This is a genomic window from Xanthomonas sp. SHU 199 (genome assembly GCF_000364665.1).
Taxonomy (GTDB): Bacteria; Pseudomonadota; Gammaproteobacteria; order Xanthomonadales; family Xanthomonadaceae; genus Xanthomonas_A; species Xanthomonas_A sontii.
The window spans coordinates 1-21,465 of the sequence record NZ_AQOI01000149.1 but is presented as its reverse complement, the minus strand read 5'-3'; the positions used below and the strand labels follow the sequence as shown (position 1 = coordinate 21,465).

Sequence of the window (21,465 nt, the reverse complement as noted above, 5' to 3'; positions counted from 1 at the left end):
GTTACTTTTCTTTGCGCGAGCAAAGAAAAGTAACTCTCCGTAAGGCGAAAGCTTTGCTTCTGCTAAAGAAAAACCAAAAGAAGCGCTTTCCACAGCTGAAGGCTGGTCATGCACACCCCGCCGTGGCTGCCGCGCCGAGGGACCCCATAAATCAACAGCAAAGAAATAGCAGAAGCAAAGCCTGGGGTATGCCTGCCAAGGGAAGCGCGGTTACGTGTATGGGCAGCCGCCGCCGCACCTGCCTCGCGGCGCCCAGCCCGGTGCACGCGCAGCCCAAGCGAGACGCAGCGAGCCCCGAACTCCCGACTACGCCGAAACGCATCCCACCCTCTAGACTGCACGCATCATCGTGGGGGCTCACCTTTGGTTTCCAGTTGGATCCTGCTGCTGGTGTCGGTCGGCTATGCGGCGCTGCTGTTCGCGGTGGCGTGGTGGGGCGACCGCCGTCCGCTGTATCCGGAGCGGCCGTGGCTGCGGCCGGCGGTGTACAGCCTGGCGCTGGCCGTGTACTGCTCGTCGTGGACGTTCTACGGCGCGGTCGGCAGCGCGGTGCGCAACGGCGCCGGCTACCTGCCGATCTACCTGGGCCCGCTGCTGATGCTGCTGTTCGGCTGGCGCATCGTCGAGCGCCTGGCGCTGATCGCGCGCAGCGAGAACACCGTGTCCATCGCCGATTTCATTTCCTCGCGCTACGGCCGCTCGCGGCGCCTGGCCGCGCTGGTGGCGGTGATCGCGCTGGTCGGCGTGGTGCCGTACCTGGCGCTGCAGTACAAGGCGGTGGCGATGAGCCTGCAGGTGCTCAGCAGCCAGTCCAGCGCCGGTGCGCCGTTCTATGCAGATCCGGCGCTGTACGTGGCCTTGGGCATGGCGCTGTTCGCCACGCTGTTCGGCACCCGCCAGGTCGATGCCACCGAGCACCACCACGGCATGATGCTGGCGATCGCGCTGGAGTCGGTGGTGAAGCTGCTGGCGATGGTGGCGGTGGGCGTGTTCGCCTACGTGTGGCTGTCCGTGCGCGACGGTGGCCAGGTGATGGCGTCGGCACGCACGCTGTTCCAGAACACCCCGCCGGTGGGCTTCATCTCGCAGACCCTGCTCAGCTTCCTGGCGCTGGTGTGCCTGCCACGGCAGTTCCACGTGGCGGTAGTGGAGTGCAGCGACGTCGGCGACATCCGCAAGGCGCGCTGGCTGTTCGGCCTGTACCTGGTGCTGATCTCGGCGATGGTGGTGCCGATCGCAGCCGCCGGCATCGCGCTGTTCGGCGGCGGCGACGTGGCCGACGACAGCATCGTGCTGGCGCTGCCGCTGGCCGAAAGCCGCACCGCGCTGGCGCTGGTCGCCTACGTGGGCGGGTTCTCCGCCGCCACCGGCATGGTCATCGTCTCCAGCATCGCGCTGGCGACGATGATCAGCAACGACCTGGTGATGCCGGTGCTGCTGCGCCGCCGCGGGCACCAGGCGGCCGGTGCCGACGTGGCCTCGAAGGTGCTGTGGATCCGCCGCCTGGCGATCCTGCTGCTGGCGCTGATCGCCTACGGCTATTACCGCAGCAGCAGCAACGACACGACGCTGGCGTCCTACGGCCTGATGGCCTTCGCCGCGGTGGCGCAGTTCGCGCCGGGCGTGATCGGCGGCCTGTACTGGCGCGGCGCCAGCCGCAAGGGCGTGGAGACCGGCATGGTGCTGGGCTTCGCCACCTGGATCTACACCCTGCTGCTGCCGGCGCTGACCCAGGCCGGCTGGCTGGCGCCGGCGTGGCTGCTGGACGGGCCGTTCGGCATCTCCTGGCTGCGCCCGCAGCAGCTGTTCGGCATGAGCGGCTGGGACCCGCTGGCGCACGGCACGTTCTGGTCGCTGCTGGTCAACGTCGGCACGATGATGCTGGTGTCGGCGCGCTGGCGCCCGGGCCTGGACGAGCGCCTGCGCGCCGCGCCGTTCCTGGAGCCGTACTCGCAGCGCCCGGCAGTGGCCGGCGACTGGCTCGGGCAGGTGCGCGTGGTCGACCTGCAGGCGCTGGCCGAGCGCATGGTCGGCGAGCGCCACGCCCGCCGCGCCTTCGCCGAGCAGGCGCAACTGCTCGGCCGCGAGCCGCAGCCCACTGCGGTGGCCGACCGCGTCTGGGTGCAGTTCACCGAGCGCCTGCTCGCCGCTTCGATCGGTGCGGCCTCCGCGCGTCTGGTCCTGACCAGCCTGCTGCGCGGCTCGGGCATGGACCTGGGCGAGGTGGTGGCGGTGCTCGACGAGGCCGGGCAGGAACTGCGCTTCAACCGCGAGATCCTCTCCACCACGCTGGAGAACATCAGCGCCGGGGTCAGCGTGGTGGATCCGGCGATGCGCCTGACCGCGTGGAATCGCCGCTACCAGCAGATGTTCGGCTATCCCGACGGCATGCTCTACGTCGGCCGCCCGGTCGCCGACCTGATCCGCTACAACGCCGAGCGCGGCGAACTCGGCGGCGGCCAGGTGGAGGACCAGATCGCCCGCCGCATCGCGCACATGCGCGCCGGCACCCCGCACGTGTTCGAACGCACCCGCAGCGACGGCAAGGTGATCGAGATGCGCGGCCAGCCGCTGCCCGGCGGCGGCTATGTCACCAGCTACAACGACATCACCGACTACAAGCGCGCCGAGCAGGCGCTGCTCGAGGCCAACGAGACCCTGGAGCAGCGCGTGGCCGAGCGCTCGCGCGAGGCCGAACTGGCGCAGCAATCCAAGACCCGCTTCCTGGCCGCGATCAGCCACGACGTGCTGCAGCCGCTCAACGCCGCGCGCCTGTTCGCCTCGGCCCTGCGCGATGCGCACCAGAGCGAGGAGCAGCGGCATCTGGCCGAACGCGTGGATGCTTCGTTGCGCGCGGCCGAGGAACTGCTCGACGGCCTGCTCGACGTGTCGCGGCTGGATGCCGGCGGCCTGCGCCCGACCATCGAGGACGTCGATGCCGGCCTGCTGCTGCGCGAACTGGCCGCGCAGTACAGCCCGATCGCCGCCGGCCGCGGCCTGCGCCTGCACGTGTACGCGCGCCCGCTGTGGGTGCGCAGCGATCGCCGGCTGCTGCGCCGGGTGCTGCAGAACTTCCTCGCCAACGCGCTGCGCTACACCCGCCAGGGCCGCATCGTGCTGGGCATGCGCCGCCGCGGCGCGGCGTTGGAACTGCAGGTCTGGGACACCGGCCCCGGCATCCCGCCGCACCACATGCAGCAGATCTTCGACGAGTTCCAGCGCTACCAGCAGCCGTTCGACTGGGGCGAGCAGGGGCTGGGCCTGGGCCTGTCGATCTGCCAGCGCATCTCGCGCCTGCTCGGTCACGACCTGGATGCGCGCAGCCGCGTCGGCCACGGCAGCATGTTCTCCATCACCGTGCCGCGGGCGGCGCCCCCGCCGCAGGCGCTGCAACGCGCGCCACGCGCAGCGGCCGCGGCCGATTCGCTGGCCGGGCTGCGCGTGCTGTGCGTGGACAACGATCAGGAAATCCTCGACGGCATGCGCGCGCTACTCGGCCGTTGGCAGGTGGAGGTGATCTGCGCGAGCACCGTCGACGAGGCGCTCGCGCAGGCCGCGTGCGCGCCGCAGGTGATGCTGGTCGATTACCACCTGCACGACCGGCTCGACGGCCTGGAGACCCTGGATGCGCTGCGCGCGGCGATGCCGGGGCCGGTGGCCGGCGCGCTGCTCACCGCCGACGGCCGCGACGAACTGAAGCTGCAGGCCCGCGAACGCGGCTACCGGCTGCTGACCAAGCCGGTCAAGCCGGCCTCGCTGCGCGCCTTCCTCACCGCCTACCACGACCCGATCTAGGAGCGGTCGCGCGGCTTCGTAACGGCAATGTATGGGGTATGTGGCAGCCGTCGGCGCGACCGGCGTGGCGCACGGCGCGGGCGGGCGGCTAAGGTGGTGGGCCGCCCACGACCCGCCTGCGCATGACCTCCCTGGACGACACCGCGATCCCCCCGCTCCCGGACCTGCTGGCGGCGCTGGAGGCCGGCCAGGCGCAGACCCTCGAACGCGGTGCCCGCGCCTACCTGCGGCAGCGCCCCGACGATGTCCTGGCCAGCAGTCTGCTGGCGATGAGCCTGCAGATGCAGGGCCAGCCGGCGCCGGCCGCTGCGGTGTACCGCAGGCTGGCCGAGCGCGAGCCGCACGAGGTCGCGCACTGGAACAACCTGGGCACGGCACTGCGCGAAGCCGGCGACCCCGGCCCGGCCGCCGAGGCCTATCTTCGCGCCCGCGCGCTGGCGCCGGACGATCCGCTGCCGCACCACAACCTCGGCCTGCTGGCGATGCACGCCGGCGATTACGCCGCGGCCCGCGAACACCTGCTCGATGCCCACGCGCTGGCGCCGCAGGCGCCGCCGCTGTGCGTGCACGCGGCGATGGCCTGCCATGAGTGCGGCGACTTCCAGCGCGTGCAGGCGCTGATCGCCGGCTGGCGGCAGTGGCCGCCGCTGGATCCGGACACCACCGTGGAACTGGCCTGGCTGCTGTCGCAGGGCGGCGAGACCGACACCGCCTGCGACCTGCTGCGCGCCTGTGCCGAGGGACCGATGGCGCAACCAGCGCGCGCCTGGTCGCGGCTGGTGCTGGTGCTCGAGCGCGCCAACCGCCTGCCGCAGGCGCGCGAGGCCGCCGCGCAGCTGCCGCCGCCGGAGCGCATCGACGACCCGGACGTGCGCCAGGACGCCAGCAATGCGCTGGCGGTACTGGCCATGCGCGAGGGCCACTGGCAGCAGGCGCATGCGCTGCTGCGCGGGCTGTTGGCCGATGGCAGTGCGGTCGACCGGCGCAAGCAGAGCAACCTGTTCTTCGCCCTGGCGCGGGTCTGCGACCGCCTCGGCCTTCACGACGAAGCGCTGCATGCCTGCGCGCAGGGCCATGCCGGCCAGGTCGAGGGCCTGGCCGCGCTGGTGCCGGAGCTGGCGGCGGCGGACGCACCGCCATTGCCGGTCGCGCAGGCCCGCTGGGATCCGGCACGCCATGCCGCGGCGCGGCCGGTGACCGCGCCGGCCATGGCCGACTCGCCGATCTTCGTGGTCGGCTTCCCGCGCTCGGGTACCACCTTGCTGGAACAGATGCTCGACGCCCACCCGCAGTTGGTGGCGATGGACGAGCGGCCGTTCCTGCAGGGACTGGCCGACCGCCTGGAGGCGCGCGGCGTGGCCTGGCCGGACGGACTGGGCGAGCTCGACGATGCCGCCTGTGACGCGCTGCGCGCCGAGTACTGGCAGGCGGTGCGCGGGGTGGTGCAGCTGCAGCCGGGCCAGCGCCTGGTCGACAAGAATCCGTTGAACTTGCTGCGCCTGCCGCTGATCCGGCGCCTGTTCCCGGAGGCGCCGGTGATCCTGGCGCTGCGCCACCCCTGCGACGTGCTGCTGAGCTGCTACATGCAGGCATTCCGCTCGCCGGCGTTCGCCCTGCTGTGTGCCAGCCTGCCGCGGCTGGCGCGCGGCTATGCCGACGCGATGGAGTTCTGGCTCTACCACGCCGCCTTGCTGCAGCCGCGTGCGCTGGAGCTGCGCTACGAGGACCTGGTGGCCGATCCGCAGGTGCAGGTGGCGCGCCTGGGACAGTTCCTGCGGCTGCAGCAGCCGGAGCGGTTGCTCGACTTCCAGCGCCACGCGCGCGCCAAGGGCTTCATCAGCACGCCCAGCTACGCGCAGGTGGTGGAGGGCATCAACCGCAAGGCCCTGGACCGCTGGCACGCCTATCGCGACGCCTTCGCGCCGGTACTGCCGGTGCTGCAGCCGTTCCTGCGACGCTGGGACTACCGCGTCGACTGAGCGTTGCGTGTTGTCTGAACCGTTCCCGTCTGCCGGTTGAACGGCAACAACGCAGCGTGCGCTGTACCGCGCTTGAAGCGGTGTTTTTGTCAGGTGATGGCGCACGTTGGCACACCGAAACAACACCCTTCTTATAAAAAACTAACAAGTGCCTGACGGTCCTGTAATGGACCGCTGGCCCGAGGCATCCATTTCACCCGCCGCGCGTTTCCGCGCCCGGGATGGTTCGCGCCTGCGTGCAGCCGGCGCTTGTCGCACATCACATGAGGTCTTCCCGATGTCCGTAGCAAAGAACAGACTCGCTCACGCCGTTTGCCTGGCCATGGCGACGCTTCCCGCCACGCTCTATGCGCAGAGCGCCACGCCGGCGGCGTCCGCGTCCGGCGACGCGCCGGTGACCCTGGACAAGCTCACCGTCACCGGTTCGCTGGTGCGCCGCGTGGATGTGGAGACCGCCAGTCCGGTCGCCGTGGTCGATCGCCAGCAGATCCAGCAGAGCGGCAAGCAGACCCTGGGCGATCTGCTGCAGGCACTGCCCGGCATCGCCGGTGCCGCGACCAACCCGCAGGTCAACAACGGCGGCGGCGATGGCGCCTCGACCATCTCGCTGCGCGGCCTCGGCGACGAGCGCACGCTGATCCTGATCGACGGCCACCGCATCCAGAACAACGACGTCAACTCGATCCCGGCCAACATGATCGACCATGTCGAAGTGCTGAAGGTCGGCGCCTCGGCGATGTACGGCTCCGACGCCATCGGCGGCGTGGTCAACTTCATCCTGCGCAAGAACTTCGAAGGCGGCGAAGTCTCGGCCAACTACGGCCAGACCAGCCGCGGCGACGGCGCGCGCCAGGGCGGCAGCTTCACCTTCGGCAAGACCTGGGACCGCGGCAACGTGGTGGTCGGCCTGGACTACAACAAGCAGAAGGACGTCTCCACCGCCAACCGCGCGTTCTCCAAGTACGCGATGTACCTGTCCAGCGGCAGCGTCTACAAGGGCGGTTCCAGCCGCACGCCGACCGGCTACTACAAGCTGCCGGCGGCGACCCTGGCGGCCAACGGCTGCAGCGCCAACGGTGCGCTGACCAGCAACGGCAGCGGCGGCTACAAGTGCTACAGCTCGTCGGCCGACGCCTACAACTACCAGGCGGAGAACCTGTTGCTGACCCCGCAGCAGCGTGTCGGCGGCTTCGTGCTCGGCAGCTTCAACATCACCGACTCGATGCAGGCGTACGTCAACGCCTACCACAACCACACCATGTCCAACTTCGCGATCGCGCCGCTGCCGTTCGACGCGCAGAACGACGGCATCACCATCGCCGCCAACAACCCGTACAACCCGTTCGGCGTGGAGTTCGGCCCCAACGGCTACGAACTGCGTACCCGCTTCAACTCGCTCGGTCAGCGCGAAGGCTTCTACGACACCGCCACCGACCAGGACGTGATCGGCCTGAAGGGCGGCATCGGCGACAGCAGCTGGGTGTGGGACGCCAATTTCAACTACGGCCACTACCGCCAGCGCAACTGGAGCCACGGCTACGTCGACTACGCCGCGCTGCAGAACGCGATCAACAGCGGGCAGGTCAACATCTTCGACCAAGGCAACGCCAACACGGTCGCCTGGCTGAAGAGCAACGAGTCGATCCCGCGCCAGGAAACCACCACGATCATGCGGCAGTGGGAAGCCAGCGCCAACGGCAGCCTGTGGGAGATGCCGGCCGGCGCCGCGCAGCTGGCGGTGGGCGTGCTCTACCGCAAGGAGAGCCTGAGCTCCTCGGTGTCGGCCAACGCGCTGATCAACAGCGACAACACCTGCGCCATTTCCTCCGAGGCCTGCGCCTCGCCGCTGAGCGGTAGCTTCAACGTCAAGGAAGCCTATGCGCAGCTGTTCATGCCGGTGCTGGAGCAGTCCTCGCCGATCGGCGCGCTCAACCTGACCTTGAGCGATCGCTATTCCGACTACAGCAGCGTGCGCTCGGGCAACAACAGCGCCTCGTTCCAGGTGGAGTGGCGGCCGATCCACGACCTGATGGTGCGCGGTACCGCGGCGCAGGTGTTCCGTGCGCCGACCATCACCGACATCTACCAGGGCCCGACCGCCGACTCGCCGAACTTCGTCGACCCGTGCATCGGCTACAGCGGTAGCGGCAACGCCAATGCCTGCGCCGGCGTGCCGGCCGGCTGGACCGGTTCGGGCCTGTCGCAGACCAACGCGATCAAGTCCGGCGCCACGTACGTCGGCTACCAGCTCAAGCCGGAGAAGGGCACCTCGTTCGACTACGGCCTGGTCTACAGCCCCGAGTACGTGCCAGGCCTGTCGGTCAACCTCGACTGGTGGAAGGTCAAGCTCAACGACCTGATCCAGCCGATCTCCGCGCAGACCGTGGCCGACCTCTGCTACAACGACAACAACAGCCCGTACTGCAGCTACATCCACCGCTATCCGGCGGGTAGCGTCAGCGCCGGCAACATCGACTACATCCAGACGCCGGTGGTCAACATCGGCAAGCTCAACACCCAGGGCATCGACCTGGGCGCGAGCTATGCGCTGCCCGACACCGACTACGGCAAGTTCACCCTGGCCGTGGACAGCACCTACCTGCACCGCTACGACATCGACACCGGGGACACGGTGGTGCACATGGCCGGCCGCTACAACTCGTCCTACGGCAACTACGCGCACTGGCGCGCGCATGCCCTGCTCGGCTGGAAGCTGGGCAACTGGGACGCGAGCTGGACCACGCGCTGGATCGGCAAGATGCAGGTCGGCAGTGGCGACCTGAGCCAGAACATGTCCGCCGATGCGGCGTTCAAGGGCGTGGTGCTGGACTACGGCAGCTACATGTACCACAACCTGCAGGTGGGCTACGACATGGCCGGGGCCAACCTGCGCCTGGATCTGGGCGTGGACAACCTGACCAACAAGCAGCCGCCGATGATGTACCAGAACAACGTGTTGAACGCGAACACCGACGTGAGCACCTACGACACGCTCGGCCGCTACTACTGGATGCGGGCCACCTACCGCTTCTGAGTGGAGCCGGTGCCGCCCGCCTGTGCGGGCGGCACCGAAGCATGCGACACGGCGCGTCCATGCGGGCGCGCCGTTTTGCTATGGGGGCCAACGGTACCGATGGGAATGAACCACACCGACCTGCGTCACTACGTCCGCGTCTACGACGCGGCGCTGGAGCCGGGCTTCTGCGCGCAGCTGATCGCGCAATTCGAACAGACCTCCGCTCAGCACAACCGCAATGGTGCCGGCCAGCGCGCCGGGCTGGACGACAGCGCCTGGACCGAGCTCAACGTCAGCCGTCTTGCCGATCCCGCATTCCAGGGCTTCTTCATCGAGCAGGTGCGTGCGGGACTGGCGCGCTACAACGCCGATCTCGGGCTGACCGCCGAAGTACCGTGGCGCCCACGCCTGGCCGACCTGCGGATCAAGCGCTACCGCGCCGATGCCGGCGAACGCTTCCAGCCGCACTTCGACGCCTGCGACGCGGAGACCGGGCGCTACCTGGTGTTCCTGTGGTATCTCAACGACGTGGCCGAGGGCGGGCACACCCGCTTCCTCGACCTGGACCTGGAGATCGCGCCGCGCGCCGGCCGCCTGCTGGTCTTCCCGCCGTACTGGATGTTCCTGCATGCCGGCCTGCCGCCGCGCAGCGGCGACAAGTACATCCTGTCCACCTATCTCGAATTCACCGCCAAGCCGGCTTGATCCAAGGCGCCGTCAGTGTGGGATGGGCGCGCACGTCGCCGCACATCCCCAATTCCGAATCCTCAATCCCGGCCGCACCAGCGCCCCGTCGATCAACCTGCACCATGCAGATGTTCGAACAGGATGGTGCTGCCGATCGCGATCAGCAGCGCGCCGCCGACGATCTCCGCGCGCTTGCCGGCGAGCGCGCCCAGCGCGCGGCCGAGCATGATGCCCAGGGTGACCATGGTCAGCGTGCACAGGCCGATGATCGCCGCGACCTCGACGATGTTCACGTCGAGGAAGGCCAGGCCGACGCCCACCGCCATCGCGTCGATGCTGGTGGCGAAGCCGGTGGCGGCCAGGTTCCAGAAGCCGTGGCGCTTGGGCGCGGCCTCCTCGGGCGTGTCGGACTCCGGCTTGAGGCCGGCGACGATCATGTGCACGCCCAGTGCGCCGAGCAGGCCGAAGGCGATCCAGTGATCGAAGGCGACCACGTACTTGGATGCGGCCTGGCCGAGCACCCAGCCCAGTGCCGGGGTCAGTGCCTCGATGCAGCCGAAGATCAGGCCGGCACGCAGCGCGTCGGCCCAGCGTGGGCGTTGCATCGCCGCGCCCTTGCCGACGGCGGCGGCGAACGCGTCGGTCGACATCGCGATGCCGAGCAGGAGAATCGAAAGAAACGACATGGGGGACCGTACCGGGACAGGCGACAACGACGAGCGCGCGCGCCCGGCCTTCGCCTTGCGCACTCGCCGCTGGTCTCGCCAACCGAACTGGCTGCCCGTACCACGGCGCATCGGCCGAGTCTGTTGATACGGGCGCTGTCCGCACAGGTCGGACAGCAGGCTACTCCCCAAGGGGACGCGCAGTCTAACAGCGCCCAACTGCGGCGAACATCCCTGGAACGCACGCGAACCTGCAGCTTATCTTGATAGCTGCGGCTATATCGACGGTGGCTCTGCACCGGTACGGCAGCGCGCTGGAGACGTCGAGGATGCTCGCCTCTGCACCCATGCTGTTGCCTGTGGTGGCGCTCGGCCGTAGAGCGTGAGCGGGAGAATGTGCGCGCTCCTTCAGGACAGCGCCACGGATGTGTCCGCTGTTCCCCACATGCAGCTACCGATGCATCGCCGCTGCGTGGGGTGGCTTCCGCCGCGCCCAAGGCAGCGACTGGCGCTCAGCGTTCAGCGCGTCGGGACTGAAGTCCCTCCCACAAGGAGGTAGCCAGCGCGCCGTGTAGGCATGGGCAGCGGACGCGCACGCGCCGCATCCGCTCCGCTCGCGCCTTCGACAGGCGTTGCCGCGGCTCAGTCCTCTTCCGGCGGCAGCACGATGGCGTCGCTGTCGATGGCCAGCTTGCCGGCCAGCAGCACCGCCTGGGTGCGGTTGGTGACGCCGAGCTTGCGCAGGATCGCGGTGACGTGCGCCTTGATCGTGGCCTCGGACACGCCCAGGTCGTAGGCGATCTGCTTGTTGAGGCTGCCGGCGCCGAGCATCTGCAGCACCCGGAACTGCTGCGGCGTCAGTTCGCGCAGGCGCTGCCCGACCTCGCGCTCGGCGCGGTCGGTGGGCGGCACGTTGTGCGCTTCCGGCGGCGCCCAGTGTTCGCCGTCCAGCACCGTGCCCAGGGCCAGGCCGATGGTGTCCGAGTCGGCCGACTTGGGGATGAAGCCGAACGCGCCGTGGTCCAGCGCGCGCCGCATCACCGTCGGCTCCTCGCGCGCGGACACCACCACCACCGGCAACTGCGGATGCAGCGCGCGCATGTGCACCAGCGCGCTGAAGCCCTGCGCGCCGGGCATGTTGAGATCCATCAGCAGCAGATCGGCATCGGCATGGCGATCGGCCAGCGCGTACAACGCCTCGACGCTGTCGGCCTCGTACAACTGCACCCCGGGCATCACCCGCTGCACCGCCCCACGCAGCGCCTCGCGGAACAGGGGATGGTCGTCGGCGATCAGCAGGGTGGGCATGGGTGAGGCCGGGAGTGGGGAATCGGGAGTAGGGAATGGGAACGGCAAAAGCGGAACGTCGGGTGCCCAAGATGGCGAAGCGACGGGGAACGGCTTTTCCCATTCCCCATTCTCGATTCCCCATTCCCGACGCGCGTCAGCGCGTGAGCCGTTCGTTCACCAACGAATCCACCACCGACGGATCGGCCAGGGTCGAGGTGTCGCCGAGCTGGTCGGGGGCGTTCTCGGCGATCTTGCGCAGGATGCGGCGCATGATCTTGCCCGAGCGGGTCTTGGGCAGGCCGGGCGCCCACTGCAGGTGGTCCGGAGCGGCGATCGGGCCGATCTCCTTGCGTACCCAGGCCACCAGTTCCTTGTGCAGGGCCTCGCTCGGTTGCTCCTCGGCGACCAGGGTCACGTAGGCGTAGATGCCCTGGCCCTTGATGTCGTGCGGGAAGCCGACCACCGCCGCTTCGGCGACCTTGGGATGGGATACCAGCGCGCTCTCCACTTCGGCGGTGCCGATGCGGTGGCCGGAGACGTTGATGACGTCGTCGACGCGGCCGGTGATCCAGTAGTAGCCGTCGGCATCGCGGCGGCAGCCGTCGCCGGTGAAGTAGCTGCCCGGGTAGGTGCGGAAATAGGTGTCGATGAAGCGCTGGTGGTCGCCGTAGACGGTGCGCATCTGTCCCGGCCAGGAATCGCGCAGCACCAGGTTGCCCTCGGTGGCGCCTTCCAGGATCTCGCCGTCGGCGCTGACCAGCGCCGGCTGCACGCCGAAGAACGGCAGCGTCGCCGAGCCGGGCTTGAGGTCGATGGCGCCGGCCAGCGGGGTGATCAGGATGCCGCCGGTCTCGGTCTGCCACCAGGTGTCCACGATCGGGCAGCGGCCGTCGCCGACCACGTCGTAGTACCAGCGCCAGGCTTCGGGATTGATCGGCTCGCCGACGCTGCCGAGCAGGCGCAGGCTTTTGCGCGCGGTCTTCTTCACCGGCGCCTCGCCCTCGCGCATCAGCGCGCGGATCGCGGTCGGGGCGGTGTAGAAGATCGTCACCTGGTGCTTGTCGATGACTTCCCAGAAGCGCGACACGCTCGGGTAGTTGGGCACGCCTTCGAACATCAGCGCGGTGGCGCCGTTGGCCAGCGGCCCGTAGACGATGTAGCTGTGGCCGGTGACCCAGCCGACGTCGGCGGTGCACCAGTAGATGTCGTCCTCGCGCAGGTCGAACACGGTCTCGTGGGTGTAGGCCGCGTACAGCAGGTAGCCGGCGGTGGTGTGCAGCACGCCCTTGGGCTTGCCGGTGGAGCCGGAGGTGTAGAGGATGAACAGCGGGTCCTCGGCGTTCATGCGCTCGGGTTCGCACTCGGCCGGCTGGGTGTCGACCACGTCGTGGAACCAGCGGTCGCGCGGGGCCTGCATGTCCACCGCGCCGCCGGTGTGGCGTACCACCAGCACGGTCTCCACGCTGGTGGTGCCGGGCAGCTTCAGCGCCGCGTCGACGTTGGCCTTGAGCGGGATCTTCTTGCCGCCGCGCAGGCCTTCGTCGGCGGTGATGATCAGCTTGCTGCCGCAGTCGATCACCCGGTCGGCGATCGAGTTGGGCGCGAAGCCGCCGAACACCACCGAGTGGATCGCGCCGATGCGCGCGCAGGCCAGCATCGCCACCGCGGCATCGGGGATCATCGGCAGGTAGATGGTGACGCGGTCGCCCTTGCGCACGCCAAGCGCGCGCAGCGCGTTGCCGAGCCGGCACACGCGCTCGTACAGCTCGCGATAGGTAACGCGGTAGGACGGCGCGTCCGGGCTGTCCGGCTCGAACAGCAGCGCGGTCTTGTCGCTGCGGGTGGCCAGCTGCCGGTCCAGGCAATTGACGCTGGCGTTGAGTTCGCCGTCGTCGAACCAGCGGATATGGAAGTCGTCCAGGGCGAAGCTGACGTCCTTGATCCGGGTCGGCTTCTTGAACCAGTCCAGGCGCTCGGCCACCTTGCCCCAGAACGCCTCCGGCTGTTCCACCGATTCCTTGTACTGGGTCTGGTACTGGGTTTTGTCGACCCGCGCACGGGCGGCGAACTGCGGATCGACGGGATAGAGATCGGCCATGGTTCCCTCTGCAATGAACGGGGCGCCGCATGCGGCGGCGCGTCAACGCGCAGTGTGCCGCATCCGGCGTTAAGCGCACACGCGCCGGGCCTTAGACGATGGTCGTAACTCAGCCGACGTTCGACTAATGGCCAATAGGCGCGGCCGGTGCGGTCGCGCACGCTGGGCTAAGGCCGTGCGCATGCGTGCGGCCATCCATTATTCGGGAGGGAGTAATGAGCAACCGCATCGCATCCCTGGCGCGTCGCCCGTTGGCGGCCGCGCTATTGGTGGCCTTGGTCGCGCCCGGCGCGGCCTTCGCCCAAGGCAAACCGTCGGCGCGCGAACAGGCGCTGGAGACCCGCGTGGCCGAGCTGGAACGGCAGGTGCAGCAACTGCTGTCCGCGCAGCAACAGCAGCAGGGGCAGATCGCGCAGACCCAGACCGAGGTCGCCGCGGTCCGCTCGACCCAGGCCGCGCCGCCGCCGCCCCCGGCGCCGCCGGCCGGCAAGGCGCCGATCCAGGTCACCACCATCACCCCGGGGGCCACGCCCGGCACCACCTTCAAGGTGGGCGGCTTCATCAAGGCCGACTTCCTGGCCACCCGCACCGGCGACGGCCAGCTCGCCGACGACGCCACCGGCCGCGCGCTGTACCTGCCCGGGCAGACCCCGGTGGGCGGGGCCAAGTCCGGCACCGACTACAACGCCCACGCCAAGTTCTCGCGGATCAACTTCGGCGTGGACAGCGTGACCGAAGGCGGCAACAAGGCCGGCGCGCTGGTGGAACTGGATTTCTTCGGCAATGCATTGGGCACCCAGACCGCCACCAACACCTACGGCGCCACCCTGCGCCACGCCTACATGTACTGGAACCACTGGCTGGCCGGCCAGACCTGGTCCAACTTCATGGATCCGGCGGCGCTGCCGGAAGCGGCCGACTTCATCGGCCCCACCGACGGCGTGGTGTTCGTGCGCCAGGCGCAGCTGCGCTACACCAACGGCGGCTTCAGCATCGCCCTGGAGAACCCGGAAACCACGCTGTACACGCGCAGCGTGGCCGGCGTGGTCAGCACCGCCAGTTCCGACCGCGGCGCGCTGCCGGACCTGACCGTGCGCTACGGCTGGAAGGGCGACTGGGGCAGCTTCGGCGTGGCCGGCGTGGTCGGCCAGCAGAAGGTCGACAACCGTGCCACCGGCGCCGATGCCAGCAAGGCCTCCGGCGGCCTGACCCTGGGCGGCAAGTGGGTGGCCAGCGACAGCGACAGCCTGTTCTACCAGCTCACCGGCGGCGAAGGCATCGGCCGCTACATCGGCCTGGGTATCGCCCAGAACGCGGTGTACGACGCCGCCGACCGCGACCTGGACACGGTCGGGGTGGTCGCCGGCTATGTCGGCTGGCGCCACGCCTTCTCACCCAAGCTGCGCACCAACCTGATCTACGCGCGCAGCGACTACGACAACGACACCGCGCGCACCGGCCTGGCCGTGACCAAAAGCGTGCAGAGCATCCGCGGCAACGTCTTCTACTCGCCGTTGCCCAAGGTCGATATCGGCGCCGAGCTGATGTACGGCAAGCGCGAGATCGAAAGCGGCGCCAAGGGCGACATCACCCGCCTGCAGTTCACCACCAAGTACAGCTTCTGATCCGCGCCGCGGCCACTTACCGGAGCCATCTCATGAGCCTCTCCAACGACGCGCTGATCGCCAAGATCGACGCCAATCCGAAGTACCACGCGCTCAAGCGCCAGCGCAACGCGCTGGGCTGGACGCTGACCATCCTGATGTTGCTGGCCTACTTCGGCTTCATCGGCCTGATCGCCTTCGACAAGGCGTTCCTGGCCCAGCCGATGGGCAGCGGCGTCACCACCATCGGCATCCCGATCGCGATCGGGGTGATGGTCTTCACCATCGCCATCACCGCGATCTACGTGCGTCGCGCCAACACCGTGTACGACCAGCTGACCGCCGACATCCTCGAGGACGCCCGCCAATGAGCAAGCACCTGCGCTTCCTTCTGCTGCTGCTGGCCGCGCTGCTGCCGGCCGGCGTGGCCCTGGCCGCCGGCGGCGATGTCGGCCAGACCGACAAGCAGCCGACCAACTGGGTGGCGATCGGCATGTTCGCCTTCTTCGTCGCCGGCACGCTGTGGATCACCAAGTGGGCGGCGAAGAAGACCCGCTCGGCGTCGGACTTCTACACCGCCGGCGGCGGCATCACCGGCTTCCAGAACGGCCTGGCGATCGCCGGCGACTACATGTCGGCGGCCTCGTTCCTGGGCATCACCGCGGCGGTGATGACCAACGGCTACGACGGCCTGATCTACGCCATCGGCTTCCTGGTCGGCTGGCCGATCCTGACCTTCCTGATGGCCGAGCGCCTGCGCAACCTCGGCAAGTACACCTTTGCCGACGTGGCCGGCTACCGCTTCGCACCGACCGCGATCCGCAGCTTCGCCGCCTCCGGCACGCTGGTGGTGGTGCTGTTCTACCTGATCGCGCAGATGGTCGGCGCCGGCGCGCTGATCAAGCTGCTGTTCGGCCTGGACTACTGGGTGGCGGTGAGTCTGGTCGGCGTGCTGATGATGGTCTACGTGCTGTTCGGCGGCATGACCGCCACCACCTGGGTGCAGATCATCAAGGCGGTGTTGCTGCTGACCGGCGTGACCTTCATGGCCGTGGCGATCATGTGGCACTTCAACTTCAGCTTCGAGGCGCTGTTCGCCGAGGGCGTGCGGGTGAAGACCGCGGTGGCGGCCAACGGCGGCGCCTCGCCGGAAGAGGCAGCCACTGCCGGCCTGTCGATCATGGGCCCGGGCGGCTTCGTCAAGGATCCGATCTCGGCGATCTCCTTCGGCATGGCGCTGATGTTCGGCACCGCCGGCCTGCCGCACATCCTGATGCGCTTCTTCACCGTCCCCGACGCCAAGCAGGCGCGCAAGTCTGTGCTGTGGGCCACCACCTGGATCGGCTACTTCTACATCCTGATCTTCATCATCGGCTTCGGCGCCATCGCCCTGGTGTTGACCAACCCGCAGTTCGCCGACGTCGCCACCGGCACCATCCACGGCGGCAAGGGCGCGGCCAACATGGCGGCGGTGCTGGTCGGCAACGCGGTGGGCGGCAACGTGTTCATGGGCTTCATCTCCGCGGTGGCCTTCGCCACCATCCTGGCGGTGGTCGCCGGCCTGACCCTGTCCGGCGCCTCGGCGGTGTCCCACGACCTGTACGCCACGGTGATCAAGAAGGGCAATCCCGCCCCGGGCTCGGAGCTGAAGGTGTCGCGCGTCACCACCATCGCGCTGGGCGTGATCGCGGTGCTGCTGGGCATCGTGTTCGAGAAGCAGAACGTGGCTTTCATGGTGTCGCTGGCCTTCGCCATCGCCGCCTCGGCCAACTTCCCGGTGCTGATCCTGTCGTTGCTGTGGAAGAACTGCACCACCCGCGGTGCGGTGATCGGCGGTTTCCTGGGCCTGATCTCCTCGCTGGTGCTGACGGTGCTGTCGCCGTCGGTGTGGGTGGACACGCTGGGCAACCCGACCGGTTCGGCGCCGTTCCCGTACACCTCGCCGGCGCTGTTCTCGGTCACCATCGGCTTCGTCGGCATCTGGCTGTTCTCGGTGCTGGACCGCAGCGCGCAGGCCGGCAAGGAACGCGCCGCGTTCAAGGCGCAGCAGATCCGCGCCGAGACCGGGCTGGGCGCCTCGCGCGGGTCGGGGCACTGAGCGCGCGCGCCTAGCAGGACGCGGCCAACGCCGCACGCGCCGCCGGCCTTCGGGCCGGCGTCGTCGTCTGTGCAATGAGGCGGCGTTACCATGAGCGCCCGCTGCCTCCGTCGTGCCAACGCATGCGCTACCGCTGGATCCTGTTCGACGCTGACGACACCCTGTTTCACTTCGATGCCTTCGCCGGCCTGCAGCGCATGTTCGCCGGCTACGGCGTGCAGTTCGGCGAAGCCGAGTTCGCCGAGTACACGGCGTGCAACCGGCCGCTGTGGGTGCAGTACCAGAACGGCGCGATCACCGCGCTGCAATTGCAGCAGCGCCGTTTCGCCGACTGGGCGCAGCGCCTGCAGACCGCGCCGGAGACCTTGAACACGGCGTTCCTGGCGGCGATGGCCGAGCTGTGTGCGCCGCTGGACGGAGCGGTGGACCTGCTCGACGCCTTGCGTGGGCGCGCGCGCCTGGGCCTGGTCACCAACGGCTTCGGCGCGCTGCAGAACGCGCGCCTGCAGCGTACCGGGCTGCACGACCGCTTCGAAGTCATCGCCATTTCCGAGGTGGTGGGCGTGGCCAAGCCGCACCCGGGGATCTTCGCGCACGCGCTGGCGCAGCTCGGCGACCCACCGCCGGCGCAGGTGCTGATGGTCGGCGACAACCCGCAGGCGGACATCGCCGGCGGCCTGGCCGCGGGCCTGCATACCTGTTGGTTCAATGCGCACGGCGCCGCCGCGCCGGAGGGCATCGTGCCGCACCACCAGGTCGCCTCGCTGGCGCAGTTGCAGGCGTGGTTGCTGGAGGAGCCGGCGGCGCTGTAGCACATCTGCTCGCGTGCCTGGCGCCATCGGGTCGGGACTGAAGTCCCTCCCACAGGTGGAAACTTCAGTTCGCGGCGATGCCGGCGCGTCCCTCGTGGGAGGGACTTCATTCCCGACGCGACCGACTGTCGGATCCGAGATCGCGGCGGCATGCTGCCCATCCACATGGGCACGCACGACAGTCGCAGCCGCCGTCGTATAGTGCGCCCATGCCGACCTCCGTTGCCGATGCCGCTTCCACCGACACGCCACTGGCCGCCCTGCCAGTCACCCTGCAGCGCCTGCGCGCGGTCTGGCAGTCGGCCAAGCCGGAGCGGGCGCAGCGCCGCGAGGACCTGCTGCGGCTGCGCGCGGCGCTGAAGCGGCGGTTGCCGGAGATGGCCGATGCCATCGCCGCCGATTTCGGCCACCGCTCGCGCCACGAATCGCTGATCGCCGACGGCATGACCGTGCTCGGCGAGATCGATCACCTGCTGCGCCATCTGAAGCGCTGGATGCGCCCGCAGCGGGTCGGCGCCGGCTGGCGGCTGTGGCCGGCGCGTGCGGAAGTGCGGCCGGTGCCGGTCGGCGTGGTCGGGGTGATCGCGCCGTGGAACTACCCGGTCAACCTGGCGCTGATCCCGCTAGCCACCGCGATCGCCGCCGGCAACCACGTCTACCTGAAACCCTCCGAGCACACCCCGCGCAGCGCGCAGTTCCTGCAGTCGCTGCTGGCCGAGGTGTTCCCGCCGCAGCGGGTGGCGGTGGCGCTGGGCGGGGCCGAGGTGGCGTCGGCGTTCGCGGCGTTGCCGCTGGACCACCTGGTGTTCACCGGCTCCACCGCGGTCGGGCGCAAGGTGATGGCCGCCGCCGCCCCCAACCTGACCCCGCTGACCCTGGAACTGGGCGGCAAGTCGCCGGCCATCGTCTGCGCCGACTACCCGCTGGACCAGGCCGCCGCGCGCCTGGCCACCGGCAAGTGGTTCAACGCCGGGCAGACCTGCATCGCCCCGGACTACGTGCTGATCGACGCCGGCCGCGAGGCGGCGCTGGTGCAGGCGCTGCGTGCGCAGGTGCTGGCGCGCTACGGCGATTTCGCCAGCGCCGAGGACTACACCCGCATCGTCAACGCCGGCCAGTACCGGCGCCTGCGCGGCTACCTGGACGATGCCCGCGCGCGCGGCCTGGAGGTCATCGAACTGGCCACGGTGGCGCGCGAACGCGCCGAGCGCGAGCGGCTGATCGTGCCCACGCTGGTGCTGCAGCCGGGCGACGACGCGCTGCTGATGCAGGAGGAGATCTTCGGCCCGATCCTGCCGGTGCGCAGCTACCGCTCCCTGGACGCGGCCATCGCCGAGATCAACAGCCGCGACCGGCCGCTGGCGCTGTATCCCTTCAGCCATGACCGCGCGCGGATCGAGACGATCCTGCATGCCACCATCGCCGGCGGGGTCACCGTCAACGACAGCCTGCTGCATTTCGCCGCCAACGCGCTGCCCTTCGGCGGCATCGGCCCCAGCGGCATGGGCGCCTACCACGGCCGCGCCGGCTTCGACGCCTTCAGCAAGGCGCTGCCGATCCTGTGGCAGTCGCGCCGCGCCGGCAGCGACCTGCTGAAGCCGCCGTACGCGCGGATCGCGCGCATGCTCTCGTTCCTGGTGCGGTGAGCGGGGCATAGCCGACGTCCAGATGCGGGTGCATGGCGTGGCGATAGGGCGCCTGCGTGCAGGCGCGGCTTCAGCCGCGAAGAAGCATTACCGGTAGAGCGTCGCGGCTGAAGCCGCTCGTACAAGGCCTGCCTCGGCCGCGACCGGCGAAGCCTCCGATGTGGCGCCACGCCCCGTGGCCTCGCACGCGTGGTCCACGCCTGGGCCGTGTCCGCAGCCCCGTCACCGGGAAGCAGTGCGACTCAGACTGCAGCAAATCGCGGCGTAGTCCACAGTCCAGCACGGGGTCGCAGCCCGGAAATAAATAATTCACAGTAAGTTATTAGGTTCTCGCCCGACGCCGCCGCCGATCACGGCGGCTCAGGCTCCTGCGCGAGACGTCCGCGTGGAGCGCAACACACGAGATGCCGCCATGCGTCGACCTGACCGGCGCTCGTCCCCCGTGTCTCCCCCTTTCCTTCAGAACCGGACGCAGCCCAATGAAGATCGCATTCGTTCCCTCGCCCCTGGCGCGCGCCTGTCGCGTGCTCGCCGCCCTGACGGTCCTGGCCGTCGTGCCGCAGCTGGCCATGGCCAACTGCAACGACACCGTCGGCACCAAGATGAGCAACATCCTGTTCGGCGACAGCAGCGGCGACACCGTCGTGCTGGCCCACCGCGGTCTGTGGGGCAAGTACGGCAACTTCCCCGACATGCCGGAAAACTCGCGCGGTGCGTTGCAGCTCGCCAACGACCAGTGCATGGACGGCGTGGAATTGGACATCAAGATGACCAGCGACGGCGTGCCGGTGGTGCTGCACGACTGGAACCTCGGCCGCACCACCAACGTGTGGACCAGCCGTGCCGGCGAAACCAAGTACGACCCGATGAGCAACCAGGGCTACAACCCGTCGATCACCGTGACCCCGTGGTCGGTGGTCAGCGGCCTGTTCCTGCTGACCCCCGATCGCCGTACCACCACCGGCTACCACGTGCCGCGCGTGGATGACCTGTTCTCCTACTTCAAAGCGCATGGCCTGAAGACGCCCATCGTGTTCGACATCAAGGACGCCGCCTCGGTGCGTGCGGTGTCGCGCGCGGCCGACGCCGCGTTCTCGGTGGGTGCGTCCAACTTCGTCGCCGCCAAGGTCAATGCCACCCTGTATCCGAGCCGCTCGGCGTTCCGCGCCGACACCACCAGCATGGTCGGCATTCCGGTGTTCACCACCAACATGCTGACCAAGATCAATGTCGACAACGCCATATCGGCCTGGAGCGATACCAAGGAGGCGATGGAGATCAACGTCAAGCAGCTCGGTGGCCTGCTGCAGGGCCAGGCCGACCGCGTGCGCGAGCGCGGCGTGCGCGTGGGCGTGTTCCAGGCGATTCCGGACAGCCCGCTGGCCGGGAAGTTCTACCAGAACAGCGGCGCCTGCTGCTATCAGCTGTCGGACCTGTACTTCTCCTACTCCGGCGGCCGCGACACCGCCGACAACCGGGGCGATCTCAACTTCATCGTCAACCAGGAGGCATTCAGCCTGATCACCACCGACGACCCGAAGGCGGCGATCGCGTACCTGAAGGCACGCGGCAAGCACGACTGAGTCCTTGCATGTCCTGGCGGCCGGCCTGCGGTCGGCCGCCTTTTGCGGCTGCGGCGCTTCTGCGTCGCGCGCCGCCCTCTCCTGGAGAAGCGCATGTCCCTGTCTTTCGCCAAATCCGCCGTGGCCAGGTCCATCACCTTGGCCACCTGCGCGCTGGCCGCGTTCGCCGCCCTGGCCGCGCCGGCCCCCGCC

13 protein-coding genes are annotated in these 21,465 nt (G+C 69.1%); 10 read left to right on the top strand and 3 right to left on the bottom strand.

From position 1 onward, the window contains the following. Positions 1-363: 363 nt before the first annotated feature. The 4 genes from D183_RS0106890 to D183_RS0106875 all read left to right on the top strand — a co-directional run bounded on the left by D183_RS0106890 (position 364) and on the right by D183_RS0106875 (position 9,495). Positions 364-3,795 (top strand): hybrid sensor histidine kinase/response regulator, encoded by a 3,432-nt coding sequence (locus D183_RS0106890; protein ID WP_017908360.1) that lies wholly within the window; start codon positions 364-366, stop codon positions 3,793-3,795. A 122-nt stretch (positions 3,796-3,917) separates the two neighbouring features. Continuing rightward, positions 3,918-5,774 carry a sulfotransferase gene (locus tag D183_RS0106885; protein WP_017908359.1) on the top strand — a complete coding sequence of 619 codons (1,857 nt, stop codon included), beginning with the start codon at positions 3,918-3,920 and terminating at the stop codon, positions 5,772-5,774. Between the two features lie 322 nt (positions 5,775-6,096). After that, positions 6,097-8,808 (top strand): TonB-dependent receptor, encoded by a 2,712-nt coding sequence (locus D183_RS0106880; protein WP_017908358.1) that lies wholly within the window; start codon positions 6,097-6,099, stop codon positions 8,806-8,808. Positions 8,809-8,907: 99 nt separating this feature from the next. After that, on the top strand, positions 8,908-9,495 hold the full coding sequence (locus D183_RS0106875; RefSeq protein WP_026144261.1) for a 2OG-Fe(II) oxygenase family protein: 588 nt from the start codon (positions 8,908-8,910) through the stop codon (positions 9,493-9,495). Positions 9,496-9,587: 92 nt separating this feature from the next. Here D183_RS0106875 and mntP read toward each other — a convergent pair whose 3' ends face one another. The 3 genes from mntP to acs form a co-directional block, all read right to left on the bottom strand. Continuing rightward, positions 9,588-10,163 (bottom strand): manganese efflux pump MntP, encoded by a 576-nt coding sequence (mntP, locus tag D183_RS0106870; protein ID WP_017908356.1) that lies wholly within the window; start codon positions 10,161-10,163, stop codon positions 9,588-9,590. Positions 10,164-10,784: 621 nt separating this feature from the next. Beyond that, positions 10,785-11,450, bottom strand: a complete 666-nt coding sequence (locus D183_RS0106865; RefSeq protein WP_010342764.1) for a response regulator transcription factor — start codon at positions 11,448-11,450, stop codon at positions 10,785-10,787. A 136-nt stretch (positions 11,451-11,586) separates the two neighbouring features. Next, positions 11,587-13,530, bottom strand: a complete 1,944-nt coding sequence (gene acs, locus D183_RS0106860) for an acetate--CoA ligase (protein WP_017908355.1) — start codon at positions 13,528-13,530, stop codon at positions 11,587-11,589. A 215-nt stretch (positions 13,531-13,745) separates the two neighbouring features. Here acs and D183_RS0106855 point away from each other — a divergent pair, with 215 nt between their 5' ends. From D183_RS0106855 to D183_RS0106830, 6 genes are all read left to right on the top strand, one after another. Beyond that, complete coding sequence (locus D183_RS0106855; RefSeq protein WP_017908354.1) at positions 13,746-15,155, top strand: DcaP family trimeric outer membrane transporter; 1,410 nt, start codon at positions 13,746-13,748, stop codon at positions 15,153-15,155. A 32-nt stretch (positions 15,156-15,187) separates the two neighbouring features. After that, positions 15,188-15,505, top strand: coding sequence for a DUF485 domain-containing protein (locus D183_RS0106850; protein ID WP_017908353.1), 318 nt, complete (start codon positions 15,188-15,190; stop codon positions 15,503-15,505). Further along, the gene (locus D183_RS0106845) at positions 15,502-17,232 is read left to right on the top strand and encodes a cation acetate symporter (protein ID WP_017908352.1); all 1,731 of its coding nucleotides are present in this window, start codon (positions 15,502-15,504) and stop codon (positions 17,230-17,232) included. The genes D183_RS0106850 and D183_RS0106845 overlap by 4 nt, the downstream gene beginning before the upstream one ends. Before the next feature lie 122 nt (positions 17,233-17,354). Further along, positions 17,355-18,044: a pyrimidine 5'-nucleotidase gene (gene yjjG, locus D183_RS0106840; RefSeq protein ID WP_017908351.1), complete on the top strand. Its 690-nt coding sequence runs from the start codon at positions 17,355-17,357 to the stop codon at positions 18,042-18,044. A 209-nt stretch (positions 18,045-18,253) separates the two neighbouring features. Then, the gene (locus D183_RS0106835) at positions 18,254-19,690 is read left to right on the top strand and encodes a coniferyl aldehyde dehydrogenase (protein WP_017908350.1); all 1,437 of its coding nucleotides are present in this window, start codon (positions 18,254-18,256) and stop codon (positions 19,688-19,690) included. A gap of 479 nt (positions 19,691-20,169) precedes the next feature. Then, positions 20,170-21,273: a glycerophosphodiester phosphodiesterase family protein gene (locus tag D183_RS0106830; RefSeq protein ID WP_017908349.1), complete on the top strand. Its 1,104-nt coding sequence runs from the start codon at positions 20,170-20,172 to the stop codon at positions 21,271-21,273. The last annotated feature ends 192 nt before the right edge of the window (positions 21,274-21,465 follow it).